The sequence below is a fragment of the Kitasatospora sp. NPDC096128 genome (assembly GCF_040303105.1).
Taxonomy (GTDB): domain Bacteria; phylum Actinomycetota; class Actinomycetes; order Streptomycetales; family Streptomycetaceae; genus Kitasatospora.
The window spans coordinates 119,157-145,224 of record NZ_JBEOSP010000017.1 but is presented as its reverse complement, the minus strand read 5'-3'; the positions used below and the strand labels follow the sequence as shown (position 1 = coordinate 145,224).

At 73.0% G+C, this 26,068-nt stretch carries 22 protein-coding genes and 1 pseudogene; 15 read left to right on the top strand and 8 right to left on the bottom strand.

Features of this window, described 5'->3' with window-relative positions:
- Positions 1-185 precede the first annotated feature (185 nt).
- Both ABTY61_RS20645 and ABTY61_RS20640 read left to right on the top strand, forming a co-directional pair.
- Positions 186-797: a hypothetical protein gene (locus ABTY61_RS20645; RefSeq protein WP_350506463.1), complete on the top strand. Its 612-nt coding sequence runs from the start codon at positions 186-188 to the stop codon at positions 795-797.
- A 338-nt stretch (positions 798-1,135) separates the two neighbouring features.
- The gene (locus ABTY61_RS20640) at positions 1,136-3,100 is read left to right on the top strand and encodes an Ig domain-containing protein (RefSeq protein WP_350506462.1); all 1,965 of its coding nucleotides are present in this window, start codon (positions 1,136-1,138) and stop codon (positions 3,098-3,100) included.
- A gap of 86 nt (positions 3,101-3,186) precedes the next feature.
- On the opposite strand, the gene ABTY61_RS20635 is transcribed toward ABTY61_RS20640, so the two are convergent.
- The gene (locus ABTY61_RS20635; RefSeq protein WP_350506461.1) at positions 3,187-3,660 is read right to left on the bottom strand and encodes a hypothetical protein; all 474 of its coding nucleotides are present in this window, start codon (positions 3,658-3,660) and stop codon (positions 3,187-3,189) included.
- Positions 3,661-4,189: 529 nt separating this feature from the next.
- On the opposite strand from ABTY61_RS20635, the gene ABTY61_RS20630 reads away from it, so the two are divergent.
- Positions 4,190-5,362, top strand: coding sequence for an alpha/beta hydrolase (locus ABTY61_RS20630; protein WP_350506460.1), 1,173 nt, complete (start codon positions 4,190-4,192; stop codon positions 5,360-5,362).
- Between the two features lie 146 nt (positions 5,363-5,508).
- Here ABTY61_RS20630 and ABTY61_RS20625 read toward each other — a convergent pair whose 3' ends face one another.
- Together ABTY61_RS20625 and kdpB are read right to left on the bottom strand one after the other, a co-directional pair.
- Positions 5,509-6,021, bottom strand: coding sequence for a universal stress protein (locus ABTY61_RS20625; RefSeq protein WP_350506459.1), 513 nt, complete (start codon positions 6,019-6,021; stop codon positions 5,509-5,511).
- Positions 6,022-6,232: 211 nt separating this feature from the next.
- Positions 6,233-8,437, bottom strand: a complete 2,205-nt coding sequence (gene kdpB, locus ABTY61_RS20620) for a potassium-transporting ATPase subunit KdpB (RefSeq protein ID WP_350506458.1) — start codon at positions 8,435-8,437, stop codon at positions 6,233-6,235.
- Between the two features lie 352 nt (positions 8,438-8,789).
- Here kdpB and ABTY61_RS20615 point away from each other — a divergent pair, with 352 nt between their 5' ends.
- Both ABTY61_RS20615 and lysA read left to right on the top strand, forming a co-directional pair.
- The gene (locus tag ABTY61_RS20615; protein WP_350506457.1) at positions 8,790-8,966 is read left to right on the top strand and encodes a hypothetical protein; all 177 of its coding nucleotides are present in this window, start codon (positions 8,790-8,792) and stop codon (positions 8,964-8,966) included.
- A 56-nt stretch (positions 8,967-9,022) separates the two neighbouring features.
- Positions 9,023-10,369: a diaminopimelate decarboxylase gene (gene lysA, locus ABTY61_RS20610; protein WP_350506456.1), complete on the top strand. Its 1,347-nt coding sequence runs from the start codon at positions 9,023-9,025 to the stop codon at positions 10,367-10,369.
- Positions 10,370-10,378: 9 nt separating this feature from the next.
- Here lysA and ABTY61_RS20605 read toward each other — a convergent pair whose 3' ends face one another.
- Positions 10,379-10,750, bottom strand: coding sequence for a winged helix-turn-helix transcriptional regulator (locus tag ABTY61_RS20605; RefSeq protein WP_350506455.1), 372 nt, complete (start codon positions 10,748-10,750; stop codon positions 10,379-10,381).
- An 84-nt stretch (positions 10,751-10,834) separates the two neighbouring features.
- Between ABTY61_RS20605 and ABTY61_RS20600 the strand changes: the two genes are divergently transcribed.
- Positions 10,835-11,743, top strand: coding sequence for an NAD(P)-dependent oxidoreductase (locus ABTY61_RS20600; RefSeq protein WP_350506454.1), 909 nt, complete (start codon positions 10,835-10,837; stop codon positions 11,741-11,743).
- A gap of 346 nt (positions 11,744-12,089) precedes the next feature.
- Here the strand turns inward: ABTY61_RS20600 and ABTY61_RS20595 are convergent, their stop codons facing one another.
- Positions 12,090-14,195 (bottom strand): alpha-galactosidase, encoded by a 2,106-nt coding sequence (locus ABTY61_RS20595; RefSeq protein ID WP_350506453.1) that lies wholly within the window; start codon positions 14,193-14,195, stop codon positions 12,090-12,092.
- A gap of 324 nt (positions 14,196-14,519) precedes the next feature.
- Between ABTY61_RS20595 and ABTY61_RS20590 the strand changes: the two genes are divergently transcribed.
- The 5 genes and pseudogenes from ABTY61_RS20590 to ABTY61_RS20570 all read left to right on the top strand — a co-directional run.
- Positions 14,520-15,863 (top strand): extracellular solute-binding protein, encoded by a 1,344-nt coding sequence (locus ABTY61_RS20590; RefSeq protein ID WP_350506452.1) that lies wholly within the window; start codon positions 14,520-14,522, stop codon positions 15,861-15,863.
- The gene (locus ABTY61_RS20585) at positions 15,860-16,828 is read left to right on the top strand and encodes a carbohydrate ABC transporter permease (RefSeq protein ID WP_350506451.1); all 969 of its coding nucleotides are present in this window, start codon (positions 15,860-15,862) and stop codon (positions 16,826-16,828) included. Before ABTY61_RS20590 ends, ABTY61_RS20585 begins: the two co-directional genes overlap by 4 nt.
- On the top strand, positions 16,825-17,652 hold the full coding sequence (locus tag ABTY61_RS20580) for a carbohydrate ABC transporter permease (protein ID WP_350506450.1): 828 nt from the start codon (positions 16,825-16,827) through the stop codon (positions 17,650-17,652). Before ABTY61_RS20585 ends, ABTY61_RS20580 begins: the two co-directional genes overlap by 4 nt.
- A gap of 2 nt (positions 17,653-17,654) precedes the next feature.
- Positions 17,655-19,379 carry a glycoside hydrolase family 36 protein gene (locus ABTY61_RS20575; protein WP_350506449.1) on the top strand — a complete coding sequence of 575 codons (1,725 nt, stop codon included), beginning with the start codon at positions 17,655-17,657 and terminating at the stop codon, positions 19,377-19,379.
- 34 nt (positions 19,380-19,413) lie between these two features.
- Positions 19,414-19,578: pseudogene (locus ABTY61_RS20570) on the top strand (LacI family DNA-binding transcriptional regulator); the annotation flags it as partial.
- A gap of 93 nt (positions 19,579-19,671) precedes the next feature.
- On the opposite strand, the gene ABTY61_RS20565 reads toward ABTY61_RS20570, so the two are convergent.
- Positions 19,672-20,334 carry an NADPH-dependent F420 reductase gene (locus tag ABTY61_RS20565; protein WP_350506448.1) on the bottom strand — a complete coding sequence of 221 codons (663 nt, stop codon included), beginning with the start codon at positions 20,332-20,334 and terminating at the stop codon, positions 19,672-19,674.
- Positions 20,335-20,448: 114 nt separating this feature from the next.
- Between ABTY61_RS20565 and ABTY61_RS20560 the strand changes: the two genes are divergently transcribed.
- Complete coding sequence (locus ABTY61_RS20560) at positions 20,449-20,739, top strand: hypothetical protein (protein WP_350506447.1); 291 nt, start codon at positions 20,449-20,451, stop codon at positions 20,737-20,739.
- Positions 20,736-20,993 carry a hypothetical protein gene (locus ABTY61_RS20555; protein WP_350506446.1) on the top strand — a complete coding sequence of 86 codons (258 nt, stop codon included), beginning with the start codon at positions 20,736-20,738 and terminating at the stop codon, positions 20,991-20,993. The genes ABTY61_RS20560 and ABTY61_RS20555 overlap by 4 nt, the downstream gene beginning before the upstream one ends.
- A gap of 19 nt (positions 20,994-21,012) precedes the next feature.
- Here ABTY61_RS20555 and ABTY61_RS20550 read toward each other — a convergent pair whose 3' ends face one another.
- On the bottom strand, positions 21,013-21,633 hold the full coding sequence (locus ABTY61_RS20550) for an L-threonylcarbamoyladenylate synthase (RefSeq protein WP_350506445.1): 621 nt from the start codon (positions 21,631-21,633) through the stop codon (positions 21,013-21,015).
- Between the two features lie 149 nt (positions 21,634-21,782).
- On the opposite strand from ABTY61_RS20550, the gene ABTY61_RS20545 reads away from it, so the two are divergent.
- Complete coding sequence (locus ABTY61_RS20545; protein WP_350506444.1) at positions 21,783-23,099, top strand: cytochrome P450; 1,317 nt, start codon at positions 21,783-21,785, stop codon at positions 23,097-23,099.
- Here the strand turns inward: ABTY61_RS20545 and ABTY61_RS20540 are convergent, their stop codons facing one another.
- On the bottom strand, positions 23,100-23,513 hold the full coding sequence (locus tag ABTY61_RS20540) for a Fur family transcriptional regulator (RefSeq protein ID WP_350506443.1): 414 nt from the start codon (positions 23,511-23,513) through the stop codon (positions 23,100-23,102).
- Positions 23,514-23,782: 269 nt separating this feature from the next.
- Between ABTY61_RS20540 and katG the strand changes: the two genes are divergently transcribed.
- Positions 23,783-25,999, top strand: coding sequence for a catalase/peroxidase HPI (gene katG / locus ABTY61_RS20535; protein ID WP_350506442.1), 2,217 nt, complete (start codon positions 23,783-23,785; stop codon positions 25,997-25,999).
- Positions 26,000-26,068 lie beyond the last annotated feature (69 nt).

Here is a 26,068-nt window from a genome sequence, read left to right as displayed (position 1 = left end):
TGGTCGGGCGGGAGATCGCTCGGGTGCAGGCGGTGGCGATCAGTGCGTTGAAGACGTATGACCCGCCGGTGGGTACCGACGGCCGGCCCCTCCTCAGCTGCCGAGTTCCACCTCTGAACAGGGCTGCTCCTTCGCATCCCCGTGTTCTACAGTTCTGTAGAACCACGAGTGAACGGGGGCACGGCATGGACAGGCCGCTTCGACTGCCGCAGCAGGACCGGGCCGACTTCGAGACGGAGCTGGGCAGGGCGTTGGCCGCGCCGCAGGTGCGGGCGGCGTTGCAGGGAGTGGGGGGGGAGGTGGACCGGCTGCGGCGGACGGCGCGGGAGAACGCGGAGTTCGTACTCGCGGCCGCCGCGCCGGAGTACGAGCGTTACGCGGCGCTGCGGGCGGACGCCGATGCGGTGGCGCGGCTGCCGGTGGACGTGCCGGCGCGGGAGCGGGCGTCGGGGTGGTGGGGGGTGTTGGCGGTGATCGTGCCGATCGTCGCCGTCGCCGCCGCAGTGGTGTTCCTGCTGCTGGGGTACCTGTTGGGGCTGTCGGAGGACGGGGACGTGATGGGTCGCGCACTGGTGGGGGCCGGGTGGGTGGCGGCGGGGATCGCGGCGGTGTCCCTGGTGGTGGGCGGGCTGGGCCTGTTGGGGGCGGCGTCGCGGGTGAAGGGGGAGGCGGGGCCGGAGGAGGCCGGCGGACCGGGGGAGCTGGTGGTGGCGCGGGAGGCGTGGCGGTCGGCGTTGGCGGAGCGGGGGCTGGTGCCGTTCCTGGTGGCGCAGGCGAATGCGGGGCGGCGGGTGTGAGGAATGCCAAGGCGGGGTCTGGTCGGGTAAGGGGTAGTTAAAATCCCTGCCCGTCCGTCGAGTTGGCGGGTGGGCGGGTCGGGCGGGATCGGCCCTGGTGGGGTGGGGTGCGGGCCTCCTCCGGGGCGGGGTGTGATGCCGCTGGCCCGGGTGTGATGCGGCGGGCCGTCAGGTGTAAGCCTTGTGCGCGAGTGTCAGTGAAATATCATATGGCGCATTGCACAGTGGTCAGCCCGGGGTGAGCCCGGTTCCCCGTCCACCCGGACCGCATGTGCACCCCCGCCCTCCCCCACGTCACGAGAGACGGAACCCGACCCGTGTTCAGATTCCGATCCCGCATGCCCCGAGGCGCCCGACGCGCCCCGCGGACCGCCCTGGTGGCCCTGGCCGCCGCCCTCGCCGGGGCCGCGCTCAGCAGCCCGCTGTCGGCGATGGCCGACTCCCACGCGCCGCAGGCCGCCACCATCGTGGCCCAGCCCGGCACCCCGAAGAGCGACAAGGCCGCCGCCCCGAAGAAGTCCGGTCCGCGCCGGGTCGGGGCCGCGAAGGCCGGCCCGGTGGGCACCACGGCGAAGGCGCCGAAGCTGGTGGACGGCGCCGACCCGGGCACCGGCAAGGACGGCGACGGCAACGTCGCGAACCAGTACGACCTCCAGGTCACCTACAAGGGCGGCCAGGAGTCGACCGGTGTGGTGATCGGCGCGCCCAAGGTGTACCTGGTGCTGTGGGGCTCCCAGTGGGGCACCCCGTCCACCAACGCGACCGGCGACACCGTGGCGACCGGCGACCCGGACCAGGCCGCGCCGTACCAGCAGGACTTCTTCAAGGGCCTGGGCAGCCAGGGCGACGGCTGGAGCGCCGTGCTGACCCAGTACTGCGAGGGCATCGCCGCCGGCTCCGTGCAGTGCCCGGCCGGGGCCGCGCACATCCCGTACCCGCAGGCGGGCAGCGTGCTGGCGGGCGTCTGGGTGGACAACGCCGCGCCCGCGCCGCAGGCGGCGACCGAGCCGCAGATCGGCGCGGAGGCGCTGGCCGCGGCCAAGCACTTCGGCAACCTGACCGAGGCGCAGAACCGCAACGTGCAGTACATCATCGACTCGCCGCAGGGCACCGACCCGGACAAGTGGAAGGAGCTGGGCTACTGCGCCTGGCACGACTTCCAGCGCTCGCCGTACGGCCAGCTCGCCTACACCAACATGCCGTACCTGACGGACGTGGCCGGCTGCGGCACCAACTGGTTCGGCGAGAACACCCCGCGGGGGCGGCTGGACGGCTACGGGATCATCGGCGGCCACGAGTACGCGGAGACGGTGACCGACCCGAACACCCCGGGCGGCTGGACCGACGCCACCGGCCAGGAGGTCGGTGACAAGTGCGCCTGGATCCCGAAGGGCTCCAACGGCGGGCTGTTCTTCGAGGACCTGTCGACGGGCAGCTTCCCGCTGCAGACCCTGTGGTCCAACACGGACCACCTGTGCATGGCCTCGGACCCGATCGTGGCCTCCCCGCCGGTCTCGGTGAGCACCATGTGCGACCGCACCGACAAGGCCGGCCAGCCGCTGTCCATCCCGGCGGTGGGCGTCTCCGGCACCGGTTCGGCCCTCACCTACAGCGCCACCGGGCTGCCGCAGGGGCTGGCCATCGACGCGCACAGCGGGGTGATCTCCGGCACCGCCGGCGCGACCAACGGCTACCAGCGGGTCAATGTGACGGCGACGGACGCGGCGGGCAAGGCGGCTTCCACCGGCTTCTGGGAGAGCGTCAGCGCCGGCGGCGGCTCGGGCTGCGGCTCGCTGGAGCAGCTCATCGACCCCGGGTTCGAGAACGGCTCGGCGGACGTCAACCACACCGTGATGACGGACGCGTGGAGCCCGTCGGGGTACAACATCATCACCCCGTCCAGCCTGCACGCGCCGCACTCCGGCTCCTGGTACGCCTGGCTGGGCCAGAACACCGGGACGGACGACTCCATCACCACCTACCTGAACACCTACCCGGGCTACGGGCAGGCGACCTTCTCCTTCTGGCTGGACGTGGAGTCGAGCAACACTTCCGGCGCGGCGCCCGACACCCTGTCGCTGGTGGCGATCAACCAGTACACCGGCCAGCCGATCGGCACGGTGAAGACCTGGAGCAGCCAGAACCCGACCAACGGCTACCAGTACCAGTCCGTGGACCTCTCCTCGCTGATCGGCCAGGTCGGCTGGGGGACCACCATCGGTCTCAAGCTGGTCTCCCACGAGACCGGGGCGAGCCCGACCACCGCGTTCCTGATCGACGACGCCTCGGGCCGCGAGAGCTGATCCCGCACCCGAACGTCCGCCCCGGTGCCGCGCGTTGCGGTGCCGGGGCTTCCCCGTGCCCCGGCCGCAGCCCGACCCGCGGCCCGTCAGGCCTCCGGCAGCGGCCGGGGGTCGGTGTGCGTGCGGGCGGCGTCGACCAGGAGTTGGACGGCCTCGACCGGCAGGTCCAGCCGCCGGGCGATCCAGGAGGCCGTCCGGCCGGTCCGGGCGAGCATCCAGGCCGAGTACAACTGCCCCAGCTGCGGGGCGTGTTCGGTGAGCAGCAGGGGGCGGACGGCCTCCATCGGGAAGCCCTCGAGCGCCCGGGCGCTGTACTCGCGCCCGTTGGGCCCGGGCGGGGGGAGCGGCAGCGGGCGGCGGGCGTCGAGCCAGCGGCTGAACAGGACCGCGCCGACGACCAGCAGGCCGGAGCAGGAGGCACCGATCAGGATGCCGCCGATGACGGGGCGGTCCTCCTCCTCGGCGAGGCCGAGGGCGATCTCCTCCAGGACGAGCAGTCCGAGGACGGCGGCCAGGACGGCCGCCTCCCGGGGCTGCGGGAGGAGCCTGGACGTCGTCATCGGGTACCTCTTCCTCGGCAGGGGGAGCGGAGGGCGGGGGCGGGCGCGGCGGATCACCTTCCGTACAACGGCGGCGGGCGGTCCGGGGCACGCCCGGACGGCCGGTTGGTGAAGGGCCGCACACTCAATTGACGGTACGTCAGGAACTCATCGGTGGAAGGGAGTTCTGCGGGAGGCCGACCCGTCGGTGCGGGGCCGGGTGCGGTCCGGGCGGCTCGCCTCCTGCCGGCCGGGCGCGCCGGGGTGGTGCGGACGTCGGCGGGGGCGGGAGCTCGCCTGCGGACCTGTCGCCAGCATAGCCCGGCCATGCCAACTTCGACAGGCTTGTCGAAGTTGGCATGCGGAGCGGCCAACTCCCCTCCGGGCCGATGATCCCGCTCACCGCTTCACCGGCCCGCCGTTCCCGCGCGACCGGGTCCGGCAGGCGCCGGCCGGGTACCGAGGGAGGCACTACCCCGAGTGACCGGGCCGAATGACAGGGGCGCGATCCCGGTCCGGTGGTCCACAGTGGTAGGGGAGGCCGGGACCGATGGGACTCACCAGTCACAAACTGCTGGCGCTGGCCGCGCTGCTCGCCGTGGCCACGGTGCTCGGCACGCTCTGGGTCTGGCCCAAGCTCGCCGTCCGCAGCTGGCCGGCGATGTTCCTGCGGCTCGGCACCATCCTGGTCACCCAGGTGGCGCTGCTCGCCACGCTCGGGCTCGCCGTCAACGACTACTTCGTCTTCTACAGCAGCTGGTCCGACCTGCTCGGGCACGAGCACGGCACCGCCGTCATCCAGGGCGCCTCCCCGGCCGGCCCGGGAACCCCCGGCGGCACCGCCGCCCCGGGAACCCCGGGCGGCGGACCGGCCGGGGTGCAGGTGCTCGGCACCGCCGAGATCACCGGCGCGAGCCCGGGCAGCCGCGACCCGGCCCGGATCGGCCGGCTCGACAAGGTCCGGCTGCCCGGCGGCACCACCGGGCTGAGCACCGACGGGTACGTCTACCTGCCGCCCCAGTACTTCCAGCCCGGCAACGAGGGCAAGCACTTCCCGGCGGTGCTGGTGATGACCGGCTTCCCCGGCGACGCCGCCAACCTGGTCACCAAGCTCCGCTACCCGGCCACCGAACTCGAGCTGCTCGGCAAGGGCGCCATGAAGCCGACCGTCCTGGTGCTGATGCGCCCCTCGCCCAGCATGCCCCGGGACAGCGAGTGCGAGGACATCCCGAACGGCCCGCAGGCGCAGACCTACTTCACCACCGACGTGCCCGCCGACCTGAGGGCGGGCTACCGGGTGCTCGGGAGCACGGGCGGCCTGGGCGTGATGGGCGACTCCACCGGCGGCTACTGCGCCGTCAAGCTCGGCATGGTGCACCCGGCGACCTTCCCGGCGGCGGTCTCGCTCTCCGGCTACTTCAAGGCGGCCGAGGACGTGACCACCGGCGACCTCTTCGGCGGCAGCCGGCAGCGCCGGAACGAGGCCGACCTGAACTGGCGCCTCGCCCACCTCCCGGTGCCCGCGCTGTCGGTGCTGCTCGCCGACAGCAAGGAGGACGGCAGCAGCTACGCCGACTCCAGCGCCTTCGCGGCGGCGGCCCGGCCGCCGCTGGTGGTGGCCCAGGCCACGGTCGACACCGGCGGGCACAACTTCACCACCTGGGACCGGCTGATCCCGCCCGCGCTCGGCTGGCTGAGCGCGCGCCTGCCGGACGCCTCGTGACGGGTGGCACCCGCCGCCCCGGCGGGGTGCGCCGGGGCGGCGGGGCGTTCTGAAGGCCCCCTCCGGGGCCGCTGCTGCCGCCGTTGCCGCTGCTGCTGCTGCTGCCGCCGTTGCCGCTGCTGCTGGTGCCGCTGCTGTCGCTGCTGCTACCGCGCGAGCAGCGGCAGCGGTGCCCCGGTGCGGGCGGTCAGCTCCAGCCGGGTCAGCAGCGCCGACGGCGAGACCTCGACCACCTGGCAGCCCGCCCGGGCCCGGCAGTGCCGGGCGACGGAGGTGCCGCGCAACCGGTCGAAGCCGCGCCGGCGGGTGGCGGCGCCGAGGACGAGCAGGTCGTCCGGCCCGGTGACGGCGGCGACCAGGGCGGGCCCGGGCTCGGCGTTCACCACCATCGGGCGGATCACCAGGCCGGACGGGTAGCCCCCGTACGCCTGCTCGAAGGCGATGTCCAGGCGCCGCCGGGCGGCGTGCTCCAGCTCCGACAGCGGCCGCAGCCCGTCCTTGTCGCCCACCGTCCAGGCGGCGACGGGCACCAGCACGGCCTCGTGCCGGGCCGCCTCGCCGACGGCGTGGTAGAGGGCGGCCAGACTGCTCAGCGACCCGCTCAGGCCGACGATCACTCGGGTGGTGCCGGTCGTGGGGTCGGTGGTGGTCCCGGTCATGGCCGTTCGCCTCCGTCTCTCCGGTAGCTCGCTCGTCTCTCCGGTAGCCGGCTGTGCCTCCGGTGGCTCACGCCGGTCGAGTCCTGCCGGTCGGGTACTCCTTGCTTCGAATGCCTCCAGTGAACCCCGGAACCGACCGGTCCGTACCGGCGCTGACACCGTCATGACGCCGGTCGCACACTTCTTGACGGACTCCTGACAGCCGCGGGGTTCAGCCCAGTCCGGGCACGAACTCGATCAGCAGGTCGATCGCCTTGATGCCGAGGAAGGGCAGCACCAGCCCGCCCAGGCCGTACACCCGCAGGTTGCGCCGGAGCAGGTCGGTCGCCGAGGCGGGCTGGTAGCGCACGCCGCGCAGCGCGAGCGGGATCAGGGCGACGATGATCAGCGCGTTGAAGATGACCGCGGAGGCGATCGCGGACTGCGGGCTGTGCAGGCCCATGATGTTGAGGCCGTGCAGCCCGGGGTAGGCGTGGGCGAACATCGCGGGGATGATCGCGAAGAACTTGGCCACGTCGTTGGTGATCGAGAAGGTGGTCAACGCGCCCCGGGTGATGAGGAGTTGCTTGCCGACCCGGACGATGTCGATCAGCTTCGCCGGGTTGGAGTCGAGGTCGACCATGTTGCCGGCCTCCTTGGCGGCCGGGGTGCCGGAGTTCATCGCCACGCCGACGTCGGCCTGGGCGAGGGCGGGGGCGTCGTTGGTGCCGTCGCCGGTCATCGCGACCATGTTCCCGGCGGCCTGTTCGCGCTTGAGGTGGGCGAGCTTGTCCTCGGGGGTGGCCTCGGCGAGGAAGTCGTCCACTCCGGCCTCCTCGGCGATCGCCTTGGCGGTCAGCGGGTTGTCGCCGGTGACCATGACGGTGCGGATGCCCATCCGGCGGAGCTCGGCGAAGCGTTCGGCGATGCCCTCCTTGATCACGTCCTTGAGTTCGACCACGCCGAGTGCCCGGGCGCCGTGCCGGTCGTGCACGGCGACCACCAGCGGGGTGCCGCCGGCCGCGGCGATCCGGTCGACCAGCGGTTTGGCCTCCATCGGCATCCGTCCGCCGGAGTCCACCACCCAGCGGGCGACGGCCGCGGCCGCGCCCTTGCGGATCAGGCAGCCGGCGCCGTCCGGCCAGGTGAGGTCGACGCCGCTCATCCGGCTGTACGCGGTGAACGGGACGGGCGTCTGCTCGCCGAGTTCGCCCGGTCCGCGCGGCGGCACCCAGTACTGACGGTGCGTCAGTTCAACCAGCGAGCGTCCCTCCGGGGTCTCGTCCGCGACGGAGGCCAACTGGGCCGCCTCGGCGAGCTGTTCGACGGTCGCGCCGGGCAGCGGGTGCAGGGCGACGGCCCGGCGGTTGCCGTGGGTGATGGTGCCGGTCTTGTCGAGCAGCAGCACGTCCACGTCGCCCGCGGCCTCGACGGCCCGGCCGGACAGGGCGATCACGTTGCGCTGGACGAGCCGGTCCATCCCGGCGATGCCGATCGCGGACAACAGCGCGCCGATGGTGGTCGGGATCAGCGCGACCATCAGCGCCACCAGCACGATGGTGGTCTGCGGGGCGTGGGCGTAGATCGCCATCGGCTGGAGCGAGACCACCGACAGCAGGAAGACGATGGTGAGCGAGGCCAGCAGGATGTTGAGGGCGATCTCGTTCGGCGTCTTCTGCCGGTTCGCGCCCTCGACCAGGGCGATCATCCGGTCCACGAAGCTCTGCCCGGGGCGCGAGGTGACCCGGACGACCAGGTGGTCGGAGAGCACCTTCGTGCCGCCGGTGACGGCCGTGCGGTCGCCGCCGGACTCCCGGATGACGGGTGCGGACTCGCCGGTGATCGCGGACTCGTCCACCGTGGCGACGCCCTCGACCACCTCGCCGTCCCGCGGGATGGTCTCCCCGGCCGGCACTAGCACGATGTCGTGCAGCATCAACTCCTCGGCGGGGAGCGTCTCGTGGCGGTGGTCGCGGGTGCCGACCCGCCAGTGCAGCAGCCGTCGGGCGGTGATGGCGGCCTGGGCGTTGCGCAGATAGGCGGCCTGCGCCTTGCCCCGGCTCTCGGCCACGGCCTCGGCGAGGTTGGCGAACAGCACGGTCAGCCAGAGCCAGAAGGAGATCACCCAGGCGAAGACGCTCGGGTGGAGGACGGCGCTGATGGTGGTGAGGGCCGAGCCGGTCTCCACCACGAGCATCACCGGGTTGCGCATCATGGTGCGCGGGTGCAGTTTGCGGACGGCGGCGGGCAGTGCCTCGGCCAGCTGGCGCCGGGTGATCAGCCGTCGTCGGCCCCGGGGCGTGGCCGGGCGGTGGCTCGGGTGCGGCGGCTCCGGTGCGGCGGGTTCCGGGCGGCGGAACCAGTTCTGCTGGTCGGGGCTGGTGTGCGGGGTGGTGTCCGGTGTGGTGTCCGGTGGGGTGAGGGCCGAACGGCGCATCGTCTCGGGGGACCTTCCGGGCCGCCCCCAAGCGGCGGGGCGGCGCACTCGGTGGCGGCGGGGACGAGCCACAGCCCATCACCGGAGTCCGTTGCGCCATGCGGGTCTTGACGCAGGCTTGGCGGTGAAGCGGCCGTCCTTGACGCTTCCCTGACATCTGCGGCACCTGGCCTCTGACCTGCGCGAACAGTCGTTCGTAAGGCTGGAATGCCGGGGATGTCAGGAAGTCGTCAAGGTACGCCCCCGCTGCGTAGGCCGTGCGTCAAGGGCGGGTGCGAACGGTGTCCGGAGGGTCTCCACTTGGAACCGGGCCGCCGGACGACGGCCCCGCCGCAGACCCGAGGAGCCCGCCGTGACCACCGCCACCGCCGTCATCGACGTCGACCAGCCGCTGGGGCGGACGATCCGCCTGGTGCCCGCCGCCGCCGGCCAGGACCAGCCCGAGCCGCCCTCACCCGCGCCGAGCGACGCCGACCGGGCGCGGACCCGCCCCGCGCACTGCCGCTTCGCCATGCACTACGAGGACTGAGCCCTACCAGGACCAGCCCGAGCCGCCCTTCCCCGCCGTCCGTAGGAGTAGCCGCCATGACCCAGCTGATCGCCCCGCCGGTACCGACCCCCACCCCCGCCGACACGCTCGGCGGCCCCTGGCCGGCCTCGGCGCGGCCCGGCCCGGGCGGCGAGGTGCTGGTCGGCGGCGTCGGGCTGGCGGAGGCGGCCGAGCGGTTCGGCACCCCGCTGTACGTGCTGGACGAGGGCGAGGTCCGCAGCCGCGCCCGGGCGTACCGGCGGGCCCTGCCGCACGCCGAGGTGCTGTACGCGGCCAAGGCCTTCCTGTGCAGCGCGATGGCCGACTGGGTCGCCGAGGAGGGCCTCGGCCTGGACGTCTGCTCCTCGGGGGAGCTCTGGCTGGCCGTCTCGGCCGGCTTCCCCGCGCAGCGGATCCTGCTGCACGGCAACGCCAAGTCCCCGGAGGAGCTGCGGTTGGCGCGGCGGCTGCGGGTCGGGCGGATCGTGATCGACGGCCCGGCGGAGATCGCCCGGCTGGCCGCCCTGGTGGCGGCGGACACCCCGCAGAAGGTCCTGGTCCGGGTGGTCCCCGGGATCGCGGCCGGCCACCACGCGGCGGTGCGGACCGGCGTCGGCGGCCAGAAGTTCGGCTTCCCGATCGAGGGCGGCGACGCGGCCGACGCCATCGCCCGGGTGCTCGACCAGCCCGGGCTCGAACTCGCCGGTCTGCACTGCCACGTGGGCTCGCAGATCACCGAACTCGAACCGTTCCTCCAGGCCGTCGACGCACTGGTGCGGCTGCTCGCACAGGTGCGGGACCGGCACGGTGTGGAGCCGGCGGAGCTGGACCTCGGCGGCGGCCACGGCATCAAGTACCTGCCCGGGGACGCCGAGTTCGACCTCCCCGAGTTCGCCGTCCGGGTCACCGACCGGCTCGCGGTGCGCTGCGCCGAGGCCGGCCTGGAGGTGCCCCGCCTGATCGTCGAGCCCGGCCGCGCCATCGCCGGACCGGCGGCGGTGGCCGTCTACCGGGTCCTGTCCGTCAAGCACTCGGCGGACGGCCGCACCTTCGTGGCCGTCGACGGCGGCATGAGCGACAACCCGCGCCCGGCGCTGTACGGATCCCCGTACAGCGTCCGCCTGGTGGGCCGCCGCTCCGACGCGGGCTCGGCCAGGGTCGACGTCGTCGGCCGCCACTGCGAGGCGGGCGACGTACTGGTGCGCGACGCAGTGCTCCCCGCCGACCTGCGCCCCGGCGACCTGCTGGCCGTCCCGGCGGCCGGCGCCTACCAGCTGTCGATGGCCTCCGGCTACAACCTGGTCGGCCGCCCGGCCGTCGCCGCGGTGAAGGACGGCCGGGCCCGGCTGCTGATCCGCCGTGAGACGGTCGAGGACTTCCGCCTGCGGGAGGTCGGCCGCTGAGGCCGAGGCTCAACCGTCAGAGGGCTCGGCCCCGGCGACGACCGGGGAGCCCTCGCGGCGGATCCGCGCGGTCCCCCAGGCGCCCAGTGGCCTGAGGGCCTGATCGAGGGTGCGCCCGTGCTCCGTCAGGGAGTACTCCACCCGCGGCGGCACCTCCGCGTACACCTCCCGGTGGACGAGGCCGTCCTCCTCCATCTCGCGCAGGTGCTGGGTCAGCATCTTCTCGCTCACGCCCGGCAGGGCGCGCCGGAGTTCGGCGAAGCGGCGCACGCCGTGGGTGGCGAGTTCCCAGAGGATCAGCCCCTTCCACTTGCCGCTCACCACGTCGAGCGCGGCGTCGATGCCGCAGATGTAGGGCCCGTTCCTCGGTGCCTTGGCCATCACCGATCCCCCTTACGAAAAGGTGAGTACCGCAGAAAACAGTGGGTACTTCCGAGGATAGTGACGCCCCCCGAGCATGGAGGGGTGAACGAACGACAGAACCGGACCAACCGTCAGAACAGTGCCGTCACGGTGATCGGGCTCGGCCCGATGGGCCGGGCGATGACCAGGACCCTCCTTGACGCCGGCCACCCGGTGACCGTCTGGAACCGCACCGCCGCCCGGGCCGACGGCGTCGTCGCCGCCGGCGCGAGGCTCGCGGCGACACCCGGCGAGGCGGTCGCGGCGAGCGAGCTGGTGATCCTCAGCCTCACCGACTACCGGGCGGGGTACGACATCCTCGACGGCGCCACCGCGGCGCTCGCCGGCCGGACCCTGGTCAACCTGAGCTCCGACACCCCCGACCGCTCGCGCGAGGCGGCCGGCTGGGCGGCGGGCCACGGCGCCGCCTTCCTCACCGGGGGCGTCATGGTCCCCGCGCCGATGGTCGGTACGGCGGCGGCCCACGTCTACTACAGCGGCCCGGAGCAGGTGATGGAGCGCCACCTGCCCGCGCTGGCCCGGCTCGGAACGCCGAAGTACCTGGGCGAGGACCCGGGCCTCGCCCAGATGATGTACCAGGCCCAACTCGCCGTCTTCCTCAGCACCTTGTCCGCACTGATGCAGGCCACCGCGATGCTGGGCACCGCGGGGATGAAGGCCGGGGAGGCGCTGCCGGAACTGCTCTCCGCCGCCGACTCGATCGGCGCCGTCCTGCGGGCCGGCGAGGCGAACCCCGGCACCGCGCTCGACGCGGGGGAGCACCCCGGCGACCTCAGCACCGTCACCATGATGGGCGCGACCTCCGACCACATCGTCGAGACCAGTGCCGCACTCGGCCTCGACCTCGCGCTCCCGCTGGCCGTGCAGGCCCACTACCGGCGCGCGATCGAGGACGGGCACGGCGCCGACAACTGGACCCGCATCATCGACGGCATCCGGGCACCGCGCTGACCGGATGCGGCGATGCGCGGGGAGTCGGCCGGGCCGACTCCCCGCGCACACCCGGGTTCACGCGGGGCAGCCCGAGTCGGCGAGCACGTGGTATCCGGGGGAGGTCCTTCGGGGCCGGGGCCGGGGCCATGTGCCGGACCGCCGTCCCGGTGGGTGGCGCGCCGCTCCGGGACGGGTTCCTCCGAGGAGCCGTCCGGCGGCAGTGAACAGGTACACCGGCGCGCCGGCGCTGGAGACGGCCGTGCACCTCACCGGTGCCCCGGTCGTCCACGGCTGAACGCCCCGCCCGCGCGAACGACGGAGCCGGAGCGCCGGGAGTGCCCGTCGCCCCGGCCCGTACGGCGGGTCAGGAGGTGACGGTCCAGGACTGGCCCGGGGCCGAGGAGTCGGCCGGGTCGGTGAGCACCGTCGCGCCGGGCGTGCCGCTGGGCGCGTCCAGGGTCAGGCCGTTGCCGACGTTGGTGATGGTGAGGGCCCCGGTGCCGTTCTGGGTGACCTTCCACTCCTGCCAGGGGTTGTTCGCGGTGGGGTTGAGCAGGTAGGCACTGCCGGCTCCGCTACCGGCGGCCAGTACGGTGTGCGACTGGGTGCCGGTGCCGCAGGCGTCGCTGATCCGGACGGTGCCGTCGGGGTTCGCGGTGAAGAGCCACTGCTCGGAGGTGTGGGTGGGGTCGTAGGCGTTGACGTCGGCGTTGGCGCCCGGGTTGGCGCTGCAGGTGCCCTGCACCTCCAGCGCCAGGCCGGCGGTGCCGCCGGCCGTGAGGCTGTGGTACCTGCCGTCGCCGACGATGCCCGCCTGGGTGCCGCCGCTGCCGCCGTTGCCACCGGTCGAGGTGCCGCCGCCGACGCTGATCCGGTAGAGCGCGGTGCCGTGCGCCGGGATCCAGTTGCCGCCGAGGGTGCCCGTGGTGGTGCCGGTGGCGCCGCTCCAGATCTCCTTGTACGCGTAGCCCGAGCCGGTCAGGCCGAGTTGGCCGAGCGTGACGCTCGGCATGGCCCAGTTGCCCGGGTCCTGGTTGACCAGCGCGACGGCGAGGTCGCCGTTGGCCAGGGTGCGCTTGAGGACGACCGGGGCGGTGGGGGTGGCGGGCGGGTTGCCGACCAGGGTGGCGGGCTTGGCGAGGGTGTCCTGGTCGATGGCGATCATGCCGGGGTTCTTCAGGACCGCCAGCGCCGAGGAGTTGATGCCGGTGGACCAGGTGTACCCGTTGGCGCTGTGCTGGGCGTCGGCCGCGTTGCGCAGGTCGGCGCCGGAGATCAGCGGGGCGGCCATCATGGCGAGGACGGACATCTCGGTGCGGGACTCGTCGTCGGTGAACGGCTTGTTGCCGGGGGAGTTGTCGGTGGTGCCCCAGAGGCCGTTGACGTCCTGCCAGCCGGTGAACAGCATGTCCATGTCGTGCCAGCCGCCGGGCTGGACGGTGCTCGCGTACTTGAGCGCGGTGCCGAGCTGCTGGTCGTAGAGCACGCCGTTCAGCTCGCTGTCGCGGTCGCCGCCGATCCGGCACATGTTGGCGACCTGGCCGCACCAGACGCCGGTGGGGGCGTAGCCGGGGGCCTGGTGGGCGGGGGTGCCGGCCGCTTGGATCAGCGGGTCGGTGCGGGCCGGGTCGTCGGCGCTCAACAGGTAGGGGATGCCGGTGTGGGCGGGCTGGGCGGACAGGCTCAGGGTGACCTTGGGCCTGCCCGCGGCGGCGGTGGCCGCGTCGAGGGCGCGCTGGAAGGTCTGAGTGCGGGCGTAGACGGACCGGGTGAGCTCCTTGCCCTCGCCCTGCGGGTAGTAGGCGTAGCCGTCGGGGCCGTAGATGGTGGGGCCGTAGGGGCAGTCGTCGTACTTGACGAAGTCGACGCCCCAGGCGACGAAGTCGGCGGCGTCGGTGCTCTCGTGGCCCAGGCTGCCGGGGTGGCCCTGGCAGGTGGTGTAGGTGTCGGTGGCGTACAGGCCGAACTTCATGCCCTTGCTGTGGGCGTACTGGGCCAGGTACTGGATGCCGTTCAGGGTCCGGCCGTTGACGGTCTGCGGGGGGAACTGGTCCGGGTCGGGCGTCAGGTGGCCGCTGGTGGGGTCGTTGCCGCCGCCGTCGCTGCCGGCGACCGGGTTGCCGTTGGCGTCGTACAGCTGCATCCCCCAGGTGGAGTTCTTCGCGAAGTCCGTGGTCTGGCCGTCGCGGTGGCGCAGCGACCAGCCGTCGTCGATGGTGACGGTGTTGTAGCCGGCCTGCACCAGGCCGTTGGCCGCCATGAAGTCGATGGTCTGTTTGACCTGTTGCTCGTCGACCTGGGGGCCGAGCGAGTTCCAGGAGTTCCAGCCCATGGGCGGGGTGAGGGCGTTGCCGTTGTTCAGGGCGGCGGCCGGGGTGGCGGCGCCGAGGGTCAGGGCGCCGAGGCCGGAGGCGGCCAGGGCCATCGTGACCAGGGCGCCGGCCAGGCGTCGGCGGGCGGCAGCGGGCATGCGGGGACTCCAGGAGGGTGGGGGTGGCGTGCGGGCGGCGGGCGGTGGCTGGGGGAGGGGCGCCGGTCGCAGCGAGAGTGCCACATGATATTGCACTGAACCGAACACAAGTCAACGCACCTGACAGGATTCGATTTCCCCTGATGCTGCCTGCTCCGAGGGTCTTGACGGCACGGCAAGCGCGGGCGTTTGCTGTGTCCCGCTCGTTCGAACCTGTTGAGTTCTGGTCTGTTCTGCGCCTTTGAACGTTCACATCACCGGACCGGTCGGCCGGTTGCCCCACTCCTTCGTTCCCTGCCCCCGCCGTCCATCGAGAGGGATGCAATGTCACACCTTTCCCGTCGCGACCTGCTCCGCTCCTCCGGAGCCGGCCTGCTGGCCCTCGCCGCCGGCGGCGCCCTCGCGGCCTGCGGAGGCTCCGGCTCGGGCGGCGGCTCGGGCGGGGACGCCGAGACCGGCACCGTCACCGTCTGGTCCTGGGCCACGGCCGCCGCCGCCCTGCGCGGGGTCGTGCCGGCCTTCGAGAAGGACAATCCGGGGATCAAGGTCGACGTCCAGGACATCGGCAACCCGGCCATCTGGGACAAGATCACCGTCGGACTCGCGGCCGGCGGCCAAGGCCTCGGCGACGTCCTCCACATCGGCTGCGACTACCTGCCCGGCTACCGGGAGAAGTTCCCCGGCGGCCTCGCCGACCTCTCCGCGTACGGCGCCGACGCCCACAAGGACAAGTTCGCCAAGGGCCTGTGGCCGGTCGTCACCGGCCAGGACGGCCACGCCTACGCGCTGCCCTGGGAGGTCAACCCGCTCGGCTTCTTCTACCGCAAGGACTGCTTCGACAAGGCCGGCCTCGACCCCACCGCCTTCGCCACCTGGGACGACCTGATCGCCGTCGCCGACCGGTTCAAGGCCGCCAACCCCGGGATGTCCCTGATCGGCATCAACAAGGCCGCCAACCCCGACCCCGACCTCGACTTCGTGCAGTCCCTGATGCAACTCCAGGGCGCCTTCTACTTCGACCTCCAGGGCCGGATCACCCTCGGCTCCGAGCCCGGCGTCCGCGCCCTGACCACCCTGCAGCGGCTGGACCGGGCCGGACTGGTCGCCGACGCCCCCGGCGACCACGGCTGGGCGAACCTGATGAAGGCCGGCAAGCTCGCCATCGCCCCGATGCCCGCCTGGGCCGCGCACTACCTGGAAGCCAAGTTCAGTGACCAGAGCGGAAGTTGGCGCCTCGCCAAGCCCCCGGCCGTCACCGCCGGAGGCAACCGCACCGCCCTGGTCAACTCCACCCACCTGGCCGTCGCCGCCGCCAGCCCGCGCCGCCGGGCCGCCTGGAAGTTCGTCGAGTACGCGCTCACCCGGCCGGCCTCGGTCAACGCCATGTTCGCCGCCGGCGGCGTCTTCCCCGCCCTCGTCCCGGCCTACGCCGACCCGATGTACTCCGCGCCCAGCGCCTACTACGGCGGCCAGCCCGTCCTGCGGACCTTCGCCGACCTCGCCACCACCGGCGGCGACCCCACCAACTACTCCGGCGACTACGCCCGCGCCCTCAAGCTCGCCGGCGACGCCCAGACCAAGGTCTTCCTCAAGGACGGCGACCCGGCCGCCGTCCTCCAGGACGCGGCCAAGCAGCTCGCCCAGCAGACCGGACGCACCATCGCATGACCGCCGCCACCCCCTCGTCCACCGCTGCCGCCGGTCCGTCCCGTGCCGACGGCCGCTCCAGGGCCACCGCCGAGCACCCCGCCGCGCGCAGCCGCCGCGGCGCGCGCCTGCGCCGCACCGCCCTGCCGTACCTGCTGCTCGCCCCCGCCCTGATCACCTTCGGCGTGTTCAAGGCCTACCCGGTCGTCGACTCCCTGCTGCTCTCCTTCACCACCGGCGCCGGCGCCGCCCGCCACGGCGCGGGGCTCGCCAACTACCGCCGCCTGCTGGACGATCCGCTGTTCTGGACGGCCCTGCGCAACACCGCCGAGATCCTCGTCGTGCAGGTCCCGCTGATGCTCGGGCTGGCGCTGCTGATGGCCGTCGGCATCAACTCCACCCTGGTGCGCTGGCGGGCGGTGTGGCGGCTCGGCGTCTTCATGCCCGCCGTCACCGGCCTGGTCGCCACCGGGGTGATCTTCTCCTTCCTGCTCGACACCGGCAACGGCGCGGTCAACCGGCTGCTGGAGTCGGTCGGCCTGCCCGCCGTCGACTGGCTCGGGCAGCCGTTCTGGGCCCGGATGGCCGTCGTCCTGGTGCTCACCTGGCACTACACCGGCTACAACGCGGTCATCTACCTGGCCGGGCTCCAGGGCATCCCCCGGGAGCTGTACGAGGCCGCGATGGTCGACGGCGCCGGGCCGGTCCGCCGCTTCACCGCGATCACCGTGCCCGCGCTGCGCCCGGTGCTGCTGTTCACGGTCGTCCTGTCCACCATCGGCACGCTCCAACTCTTCGACGAGCCCTATGTGTTGACCGGGGGCGGCCCGGACAACGCCACCCTGACCGTCTCGATGTACCTCTACCAGAACGGCTTCCGGTACTTCGACTTCGGCTACGCCTCCGCCATCGCCTACGCGCTCACCCTGCTGGTGTCGGTGCTCGGTGCGGTCCAGATGCGCCTGATGGGAGAGCGCGACCGATGAGGATCCCCCGACTGCGCGGCTGGCCGCTGACCTTCGCGCTCGCCGCCGTCACCGGCCTGTCCGTCGGACCGTTCTACTGGCTGCTGACGGCCACCACCCGCAAGGACGGCGAGATCTTCGACTGGCCGCCGAGCCTGCTGCCGGGCGGCAGCCTCGGCGACAACCTCGACCGGCTGGACCGCAGGATCGGCCTGCTCCGGGTGCTCGGCAACTCCCTACTGGTGGCCGGGGTCCAGACGGCCGGCGCGCTGGTCGTCGCCCTGCTGGCCGGCTATGCCTTCGCCAAGTTCCGCTTCCGCGGCCGCACCCTGCTGTTCGGGCTGCTGCTCTCCACCCTCGTCGTCCCCGAACAGGTCATGCTGGTACCGCTGTTCACCATGATGACCGACCTCGGACTGCTCGACTCCTACCAGGCGCTCATCCTCCCCGGCCTGTGCGTCCCCTTCGCGATCTTCCTGATGCGCCAGTCGCTCACCGCCCTGCCCGACGAACTCCTGGACGCCGCGAGGGTCGACGGCGCCGGCGAGCTCAGGGTGCTGTGGAGCGTCGTGGTGCCGGTCATGCGGCCGGTGCTCGCCGCCCTCGCGATCTTCCTCTTCCTGGGCTCCTGGAACCAGTTCGTCTGGCCGCTGATCGCCCTGCGCAGCCCCGAGATGCACACCCTGCCGGTCGCCCTGGCCACCCTGCACGGCAACCAGAACAGCTCCGACTACGGCGCGATCCTCTCCGGCACCGCGCTGTCCACCCTGCCGATGATGGTCCTCTTCCTGGTCCTCCAGCGGCAGTTCATCTCCGGCCTGCTGGCCGGCGCCACGAAAGGCTGAGCATGTCCGAGACCGTGAAGGAGATCTGGGAACCGCACGCCCCCGCCGGCGCCGGCGGCCTGCGCCCGCTCGGCGCCGAGGGCCCGGCCCTGCGGGCGAACGGCACGGCGAGCATCCGGACGCTCGCCGACGGCGTGGTCGAGGTCAGCACCGAGGGCCCCGGGCAGGTGCGGATCGAGTGGCGGGTCCCCTGCGTGGACGCCACCGCCCTGTGGACCCCCGAACCGCGCGGCACCGGCTGGCTGCCCGCCGCCTGGAGCGCCCCGCGCCGCACCCGCCTCGCCGCCGGCGCGCCGATCGCCGCGCTGGTCGGCACCGGGGACGTCGCGCTCTGCGCCTTCGCCGCCGAGCGGCCCGACGTGCTGGCCGGCGCCGGAGTGGTCGAGGAGACCGGCGAGTTCCGCTTCTGGGCCCAGGCCGAGGGCCGGCTCACCGTACGGATCGACACCTCCGGCCGGCACTTCGCCCGCTGCCTGGCCGACCTGACCGCCTGGTGGGGGAGCGGCCGCACCGTCGACATCCCCGACGCCGCCCGGCTGCCCGCCTACTCCACCTGGTACTCGATGCACCAGGACGTCACGCCCGAGCGCATCGAGACCCAGGCCGCGCTCGGCAAGGAACTCGGCCTGGACGTGATCATCGTCGACGACGGCTGGATGACCGCCGACCGCACCCGCGGCTACGCCCACTGCGGCGACTGGGAGCCGGTCTCGCTGCCCGACACCGCCGAGCACGTCCGCCGGGTGCACGACCTGGGCGTGCGCTACCTGCTCTGGTACGCGCTGCCGTTCATCGGCAAGGACAGCGCCGCCCACCGCAAGCTCGGCCGCCACGCCCTCGCCGACGAGCCGAAGCTGGGCGCGATCGTGGCCGACCCGCGCTACCCCGAGGTCCGCGACTTCCTCGCCGACCGGCTCGCCCGCGCCGTCGAGGAATGGGGCATGGACGGCCTCAAGGTCGACTTCGTCGACCGCTTCGCCCACGCCGACCCCCCGGCGGCCGGCCCGGAGGCGGACTGCGCGGACCTGGACGAGGGCGTGGAACGCCTGCTCGCCGCCATCCGCCGGCGGGTCACCGCCGCCCAGCCCGAGGCGATGGTCGAGTACCGCCAGCCGTACGTCAGCCCCGGCCTGTGGCCGTACGTCACCATGATCCGGGCCACCGACTGCCCGCTCGGCGGGCAGGAGAACCGGCAGCGGACCGTGGACCTGCGGCTCGCCGCCGGCCCCGTCCCGGTCCACTCCGACATGCTGATGTGGCACCCGGCCGAACCGCCCGAGCAGATCGCCTGCCACCTGATCGACGTGCTGTTCGCCGTCCCGCAGATCTCCGTCGACCTCGCCGCCCAGCGCCCGGAGCAGCGGGAGGCCCTCGCCTTCTGGCTCGGCGTCTTCCGCACGCACCTCGACACCCTGCAACGCGGCGAACTGCGCCCGGCCCGACCGGACCTCGGGTACCCGATGGTCACGGCGCTGGGCGGTGAGACGGTCGCGGTGGCCCGCTACGCCGCGCTGCCGGTGGACGCCTCGGGGACGGGGTGGCGGACCTTCCTGGTGGCCAACGCCGACGCCGACCCGGACGTCCGCCTGGTCGGCGGCAGCGGGACGGCCGTCGCCACCGTGCAGGACGCCCGGGGGCGTACCGTTCGGCGCGGCGAGGTCGAGCTTGAGCGGGCCGAGCCGATCCCGGTGCCGCGCGGCGGACTGCTGACCCTGCGCCGCGGCTGACCGTCCCGTACGCTCCGCACGCCTGGAGGACCGCATGCCCGAGGGAGCACACCGGCCGCGTGGTGGCGCCACCACCATCGAGGAGGTGGCCCGCGCGGCCGGGGTGTCCCGGCAGACCGTCTCCAACGCGCTCAACGCCCCGCGGCTGCTCCGCCGGGAGACGCTGGAGCGGGTGACCGCGGCGATCCGCGAACTCGGCTACCAGCCCGACCAGTCGGCCCGCCCGCCGGGCTGGAACCGGCCGCGGAGCTGGTGGTACGGGGCAGCTCGGGCCGACCGGAGTGAGGTGGGGCTACGCCCGGTGCGCCGCCGGCCGCTCGGGGGACGCCTCGGCGAGCGCCCGGGTGACCGCCTCCACCCCGGCGCGCAGCCCGTACACCGGCGTGGCCGGCTGCTGCCGCCAGGAGTCGTCGATGCCGCCCGCGTCCACGGTGTCGAAGCCCAACTCGTCGACCAGCGCCCGCACGACCGCCTTCGCCGCCGCGTCGTCCGAGGCGATCGGGACGGCCAGCCGCTCCGGGTCGCCCGCCGGGAGCGGCCGCTCCAACAGGTCCTGCGCGTAGGTGCCGTTGAAGACCTTCACCACCGGGTGGCCCAGGTGCTGCTCCGTCCACCGGCTCTCCGTCAGCCCGCCGTCCTCGATCGCGTCGATCCGGCCGTCGCGCTCCTTGGGGTAGTAGTTGCCGGTGTCGATCACCGCGAGGCCCTCGGCGGCGCCGTCGAACAGCCCCGCGGGCAGGTCCGGCACGTTCTTCAGCGGCACCGTCACCACCACGACCTGCGCGCCCTTCGCCGCCTCGGTGGCCGGCACCGCCTTCGCGCCCGTCTCCTCGACCAGGGCCTTCAACGACTCCGGCCCGCGTGAGTTCGCCACCGAGACCTCGTGCCCCAGGGCGGTCAGTCGCCGGGTCAGGTTGCCGCCGATGTTGCCCGCGCCGATGATGCCGATCTTCATGGGAACGCCCCTTCACAAGTGCCGTACTGGCCCGTCGCCCTGCCCCAACCGCAGAGTCACCGCATCTGTTCCCCTTCGCCCGCCACGATCGGGTGGTCCTGCGCCGCCTCCGCGTTGAACACCGTCGACTCGCCCGCCGACCGGGACGGCACCGGCGACCGGCTAGCAGAATGGGCCCGGTTCGCGACCCCGGCAGCCGTCGAGCGCCTGTACGAGTTCGCCCTCGGCGGCGGCCTCGAACCGCGGAACCCCTTTCGGGACGAGCAGGGAGCCCCGTGCCGGGCCTTCGCGCAGTGGCTGCGCGGCGCTGATCTCCAACTCGCGGTCGAGGCGGCCGTCCTGCGGATCGATGACCCCACCCAACTCGATCAACTCTTCACCGTCCATGGCATCCTGGCGACATGACCCACGACATGGTGCCGCCCCTGCTCGCAGTCGCACCACTCCTGCTCGTCATCAACCTGGCGCGACGGCGCCGAAACGGCAAGCCCCTGAACCTACTTCCGCGATCACGGCCGGCCCGGGGGACGGCGATGGCCGTCATCGCCCTGGTGGTGGCCTCGGGGGCGGCGGCCGGTCGGCCCTGGGACACGTCGGTCATCGGCGCCGTCGCGCTCGGCGGCCTCCTGGGCTCCTTGGTGGACCTCCGCCACCGCTGAGCCCGGGGCCGCCGGCCGCTCACTCGAAGCGCGCGGGGTCGCCGGCCCCCCGGCGGACGATCTCCGCCTCGCCGTCGGAGAAGTCGATGACGGTGGTCGGTTCGGTGCCGCAGTCGCCGGAGTCCACCACGGCGTCCAGCACGTGGTCGAGGCGTTCCTTGATCTCCCAGCCCTGGGTCATCGGCTCGTCCTCGCCCGGGAGGATCAGGGTGCTGGAGAGGAGGGGTTCGCCGAGCTCGGCGAGCAGCGCCCGGGTGACGGCGTGGTCGGGGATCCGGACCCCGACGGTCTTCTTCTTGGGGTGCATCAGCCGGCGCGGGACCTCCTTGGTGGCGGGGAGGATGAAGGTGTAGCTGCCCGGCGTCGCGGCCTTGACGGCCCGGAAGACGTTGTTGTCGAGCTGGACGAACTGTCCCAGCTGGGCGAAGTCCTCGCACATCAGGGTGAAGTGGTGGCGGTCGTCGAGGCGTCGGATCGACCGGATCCGTTCGAGGCCGTCGCGGTTGTCCAGGCGGCAGCCGAGGGCGAAACAGGAGTCGGTGGGGTACGCGATGAGGGCTCCGGAACGGAGGCTGTCGGCCACGGTGCTGATGGTGCGCGGCTGGGGGGACTCTGGGTGCACGTCGAAGTACTTCGCCATTGGCCGACCCTACGGGATCCGGGCCGGTGATCGCCGCAACCGCGACGTTCCGAACTTCCGCGAACCACCGGCGAACCACCACCGGACCACCGGAGAACCACCGCCGGACTGCTGGCGGACCGCCGGGGCGCGGCGTACGGTCGGTCACCATGGCACTGGACCAGGCACGGGTGAACCGGATCTTCCTGCCCGGGACGTACGCGGACGACGTGCCGTACGGGCTGTTCCGCGAACTGCGGGCCGAGGCCCCGGTCTGCTGGGTGGAGGAGCCGGCCGTGGGGGACTGGCCGGCCGGGCCCGGTTACTGGGCGGTGCTGCGGCACGCGGACGTGAAGCACGTGCTGCGCAGCCCGGAACTGTTCTCCTCGCACCTCGGGGCGACCCAGATCCGGGATCCCGACACCCCGGCCGACCTGGCCTTCGTCCGCACGATGATGCTCAACCAGGACCCGCCGGACCACGCCCGGCTGCGCCGGATCGTCGCGGCGGCGTTCACCCCGCGCGCCCTGGCCGAGCTGGCGGCGGCGGTGGACGACCGGGCGCGGGAGCTGGTGGAGGCCGTACGGCCCGCCGGGGCCGCCGACTTCACGACGGTGGCGGCGGACCTGCCGGTGTGGACGCTGGCCCGGGTGATGGGCGTGCCGGAGCGGGACCGGGGGCTGCTGCTCGACTGGGCGAACCGGGTGATCGGCTACCAGGACGCCGACTACGCCGATGCGAGCACGGTCGACCCGGCCGCGCTGACCGACCTCGGCCGGGCCGCCCTCGCCCACCGTCCGACGGCCCGGACCGCCCCGGACGGCCGTCCGGTGAACCCGCGTTCCCGGGCCGCGCTGGCCGACATGTTCGCCTACGCCCACGCCCTGGCCCGCCGGCCCGCCCCCGACGGCGTACTGGCCCGGACGCTCCGGGCGGGCCTGACGGCCGAGGAGTTCGAGACGATGTTCTTCCTCTTCGCCGTCGCCGGGAACGAGACCGTGCGCAACGGCCTGCCAGGCGGCCTGCTGACCCTGCTCGGCCATCCGGACCAGTACCGACTCCTGGGCGAGCGACCGGAGTTGATCCCCTCCGCAGTGGAGGAGATGCTCCGCTGCTGGCCGCCGGTGGTGCACTTCCGCCGCACCGCGACCCGCGACACCCGGATCGCCGGGCAGCCGGTCCGCCGGGGCGACAAGGTGGTGGTGTACCACGCCTCGGCGAACCGCGACGGGGCCGTGTTCCCGGAACCGGAGCGCTTCGACGTCTCCCGCACCCCGAACGACCACGTCAGCTTCGGCTACGGCCCGCACTTCTGTGTCGGCGCCCGACTCGCCCGGCTGCAGCTGCGGTCCGCGCTGCGCCACCTGCTGGACCGCCTCCCGGGCCTGGAGCTCGACCCGGACCGGCCGCCGCAGCGCCTGGTGTCCAACTTCCAGAACGGCCTCAAGAGCCTGCCGGTCCGCTGGGCGGCCCCGGAGGCCGGGTGATCAGCCCGCGCAGACCGGGCAGAGCCCCCGGTAGGTGACCTCGGCGCCCGAGACGGCGAAGCCGAACCGCTGGTCCGCCGGGAGGTCGGCGAGCGGGTTGCCGAGGGGGTGGACGTCGCGGATGGCGCCGCAGCCGGTGCAGACCAGGTGCTGGTGCGGGTGGTGGGCGTTGGGGTCGTAGCGCTTGGCGCGCCCGTCCGTGGACACCTCGATGACCTCACCGAGGGTGACCAGTTCGCCGAGGGTGTTGTAGACCGTCGCGCGGGAGATCTCCGGGAGGCGCTCGGCCGCGCGGGCGTGCACCTCGTCGGCGGTCAGGTGCACGTGCTCGCCGTCCAGGACCTCGGCCACGACACGACGCTGGGAGGTGAGGCGCCAGCCGCGCTCGCGCAGGCGCTCCAGCAGGTCACTCATAACGGTTCACCTATTCAGGTCATGGGGGAAGACCGGAGTTTACCAATGCGGATCCGTGGGGCTCCGGATCCCGATCCGGTTCGGGCTTGGTGTCTTTCTTGACTTGGATTCCGTCCATCGTAGGATCGGCTCCGGCGCTAGCCTGGGTACCAGCAGTAGTGCACTCCCTGCACACGCGACCAGTGCGGATGCAGCAGGAGCAGGCAGTAGCAGTAGGTGCCGCAGGTAGCAGATAGACACCGTGATCCGCCTTGTACGGAAGGATTCCCATGTCTGAGAACCACGATGCAACCGGTGTAGAGGCGAGTGCGGGCGGCTGCCCGGTCAACCACGGGCGCGCGCTCCACCCCACCCAGGGCGGCGGCAACCGCCAGTGGTGGCCGGAGCGGCTGAACCTGAAGATCCTCGCCAAGAACCCCGCCGTCGCCAACCCGCTCGGCGCGGACTTCGACTACGCCGCGGCGTTCAGCGCCCTCGACCTCGCCGCCGTGAAGCGGGACATCCAGGAGGTGCTCACCACCTCGCAGGACTGGTGGCCGGCCGACTTCGGCTACTACGGCCCCTTCATGATCCGGATGGCCTGGCACAGCGCCGGCACCTACCGGATCAGCGACGGCCGCGGCGGCGCGGGCGGCGGCCAGCAGCGCTTCGCCCCGCTGAACAGCTGGCCGGACAACGCCAGCCTGGACAAGGCCCGCCGCCTGCTCTGGCCGGTGAAGAAGAAGTACGGGCGCAGCCTGTCCTGGGCCGACCTGATCGTCCTGGCCGGCAACGTCGCCCTGGAGGGCATGGGCTTCGAGACCTTCGGCTTCGGCGGCGGCCGGGTCGACGAGTGGGAGCCGGACGAGGACGTCTACTGGGGCCCGGAGACCACCTGGCTCGGCGACGAGCGCTACACCGGCGACCGTGAGCTGGAGAGCCCGCTGGCCGCCGTCCAGATGGGCCTGATCTACGTCAACCCCGAGGGCCCCAACGGCAACCCGGACCCGGTCGCCGCCGCCCGCGACATCCGCGAGACCTTCTACCGGATGGCGATGAACGACGAGGAGACCGTCGCGCTGATCGCCGGCGGCCACACCTTCGGCAAGACCCACGGCGCGGGCCCGGCGGACAACGTCGGCCCGGACCCGGAGGACGCGCCGATGGAGCAGCAGGGCCTCGGCTGGAAGAGCCGCTACGGCACCGGCGTCGGCGGCGACGCCATCACCAGCGGCCTCGAGGGCATCTGGACGGCCACCCCGACCACCTGGGACAACAGCTTCTTCGAGACGCTGTTCGGCTACGAGTGGGAGCTCACCAAGAGCCCGGCCGGCGCCCACCAGTGGAAGCCGAAGGACGGCGCCGGCGAGGGCACCGTGCCGGACGCCCACGACCCGGCCAAGCGGCACACCCCGATCATGCTCACCACCGACCTGTCGCTGCGCTTCGACCCGGTGTACGAGCCGATCTCCCGCCGCTTCCTGGAGAACCCGGCGGAGTTCGCCGACGCCTTCGCCCGCGCCTGGTACAAGCTCACCCACCGTGACATGGGCCCGGTCGTGCGCTACCTCGGCCCGGAGGTCCCGAGTGAGCACCTGCTCTGGCAGGACCCGCTGCCGGCCGCCACGTACCAGCAGATCGGCGCGGCGGACGTCGCCGACCTCAAGCGGCGGATCGCCGGGACCGGGCTGTCGGTCTCCGAGCTGGTCTCCACCGCCTGGGCGGCGGCCTCCTCGTTCCGCGGCAGCGACAAGCGCGGCGGCGCCAACGGCGGCCGGATCCGGCTGCAGCCGCAGGCCGGCTGGGAGGTCAACGAGCCGGACCGGCTGGCCGCGGTGCTGCGGGCGCTGGAGGGCGTGCAGCGGGACTTCAACGCCCAGGCCGGCGACAAGCAGGTCTCGCTGGCCGACCTGGTGGTGCTGGCCGGCGGCGTCGGCGTCGAGCAGGCGGCCAAGGCGGCCGGGCTGGCCGTCGAGGTGCCGTTCGCGGCCGGCCGGGTGGACGCCCCGCAGGAGCTGACCGACGTCGAGTCCTTCGCCGCGCTGGAGCCCAAGGCGGACGGCTTCCGCAACTGGGTCGGCAAGGGCAACCGGCTGCCGGCCGAGTTCCTGCTGCTCGACAAGGCCAACCTGCTGGGCCTGAGCGCGCCCGAACTCACCGTGCTGGTGGGCGGCCTGCGTGTGCTGGGCGCCAACCACCAGCAGTCCGCGCACGGTGTGCTGACCGAGACCCCGGGCGTGCTGACGAACGACTTCTTCGTCAACCTGCTGGACCTGGGCACGAGTTGGTCCGCCACCTCGGAGGACGCCCACACCTTCGAGGGCCGCGACGCCTCCGGTGCGGTCAAGTGGACCGGCACCCGCGCCGACCTGGTCTTCGGCTCGAACTCCGAACTGCGCGCCGTCGCCGAGGTGTACGCGGCCGACGACGCCAAGGAGAAGTTCGTGGAGGACTTCGTCGCGGCCTGGGTCAAGGTCATGAACGCGGACCGCTTCGACCTGGTGTGACGCGGTAGCGAGTGACAGGGCAGGAGCCCGGGGGTACGCCGACCCCCGGGCTCCCGTTTGCCGTCACGC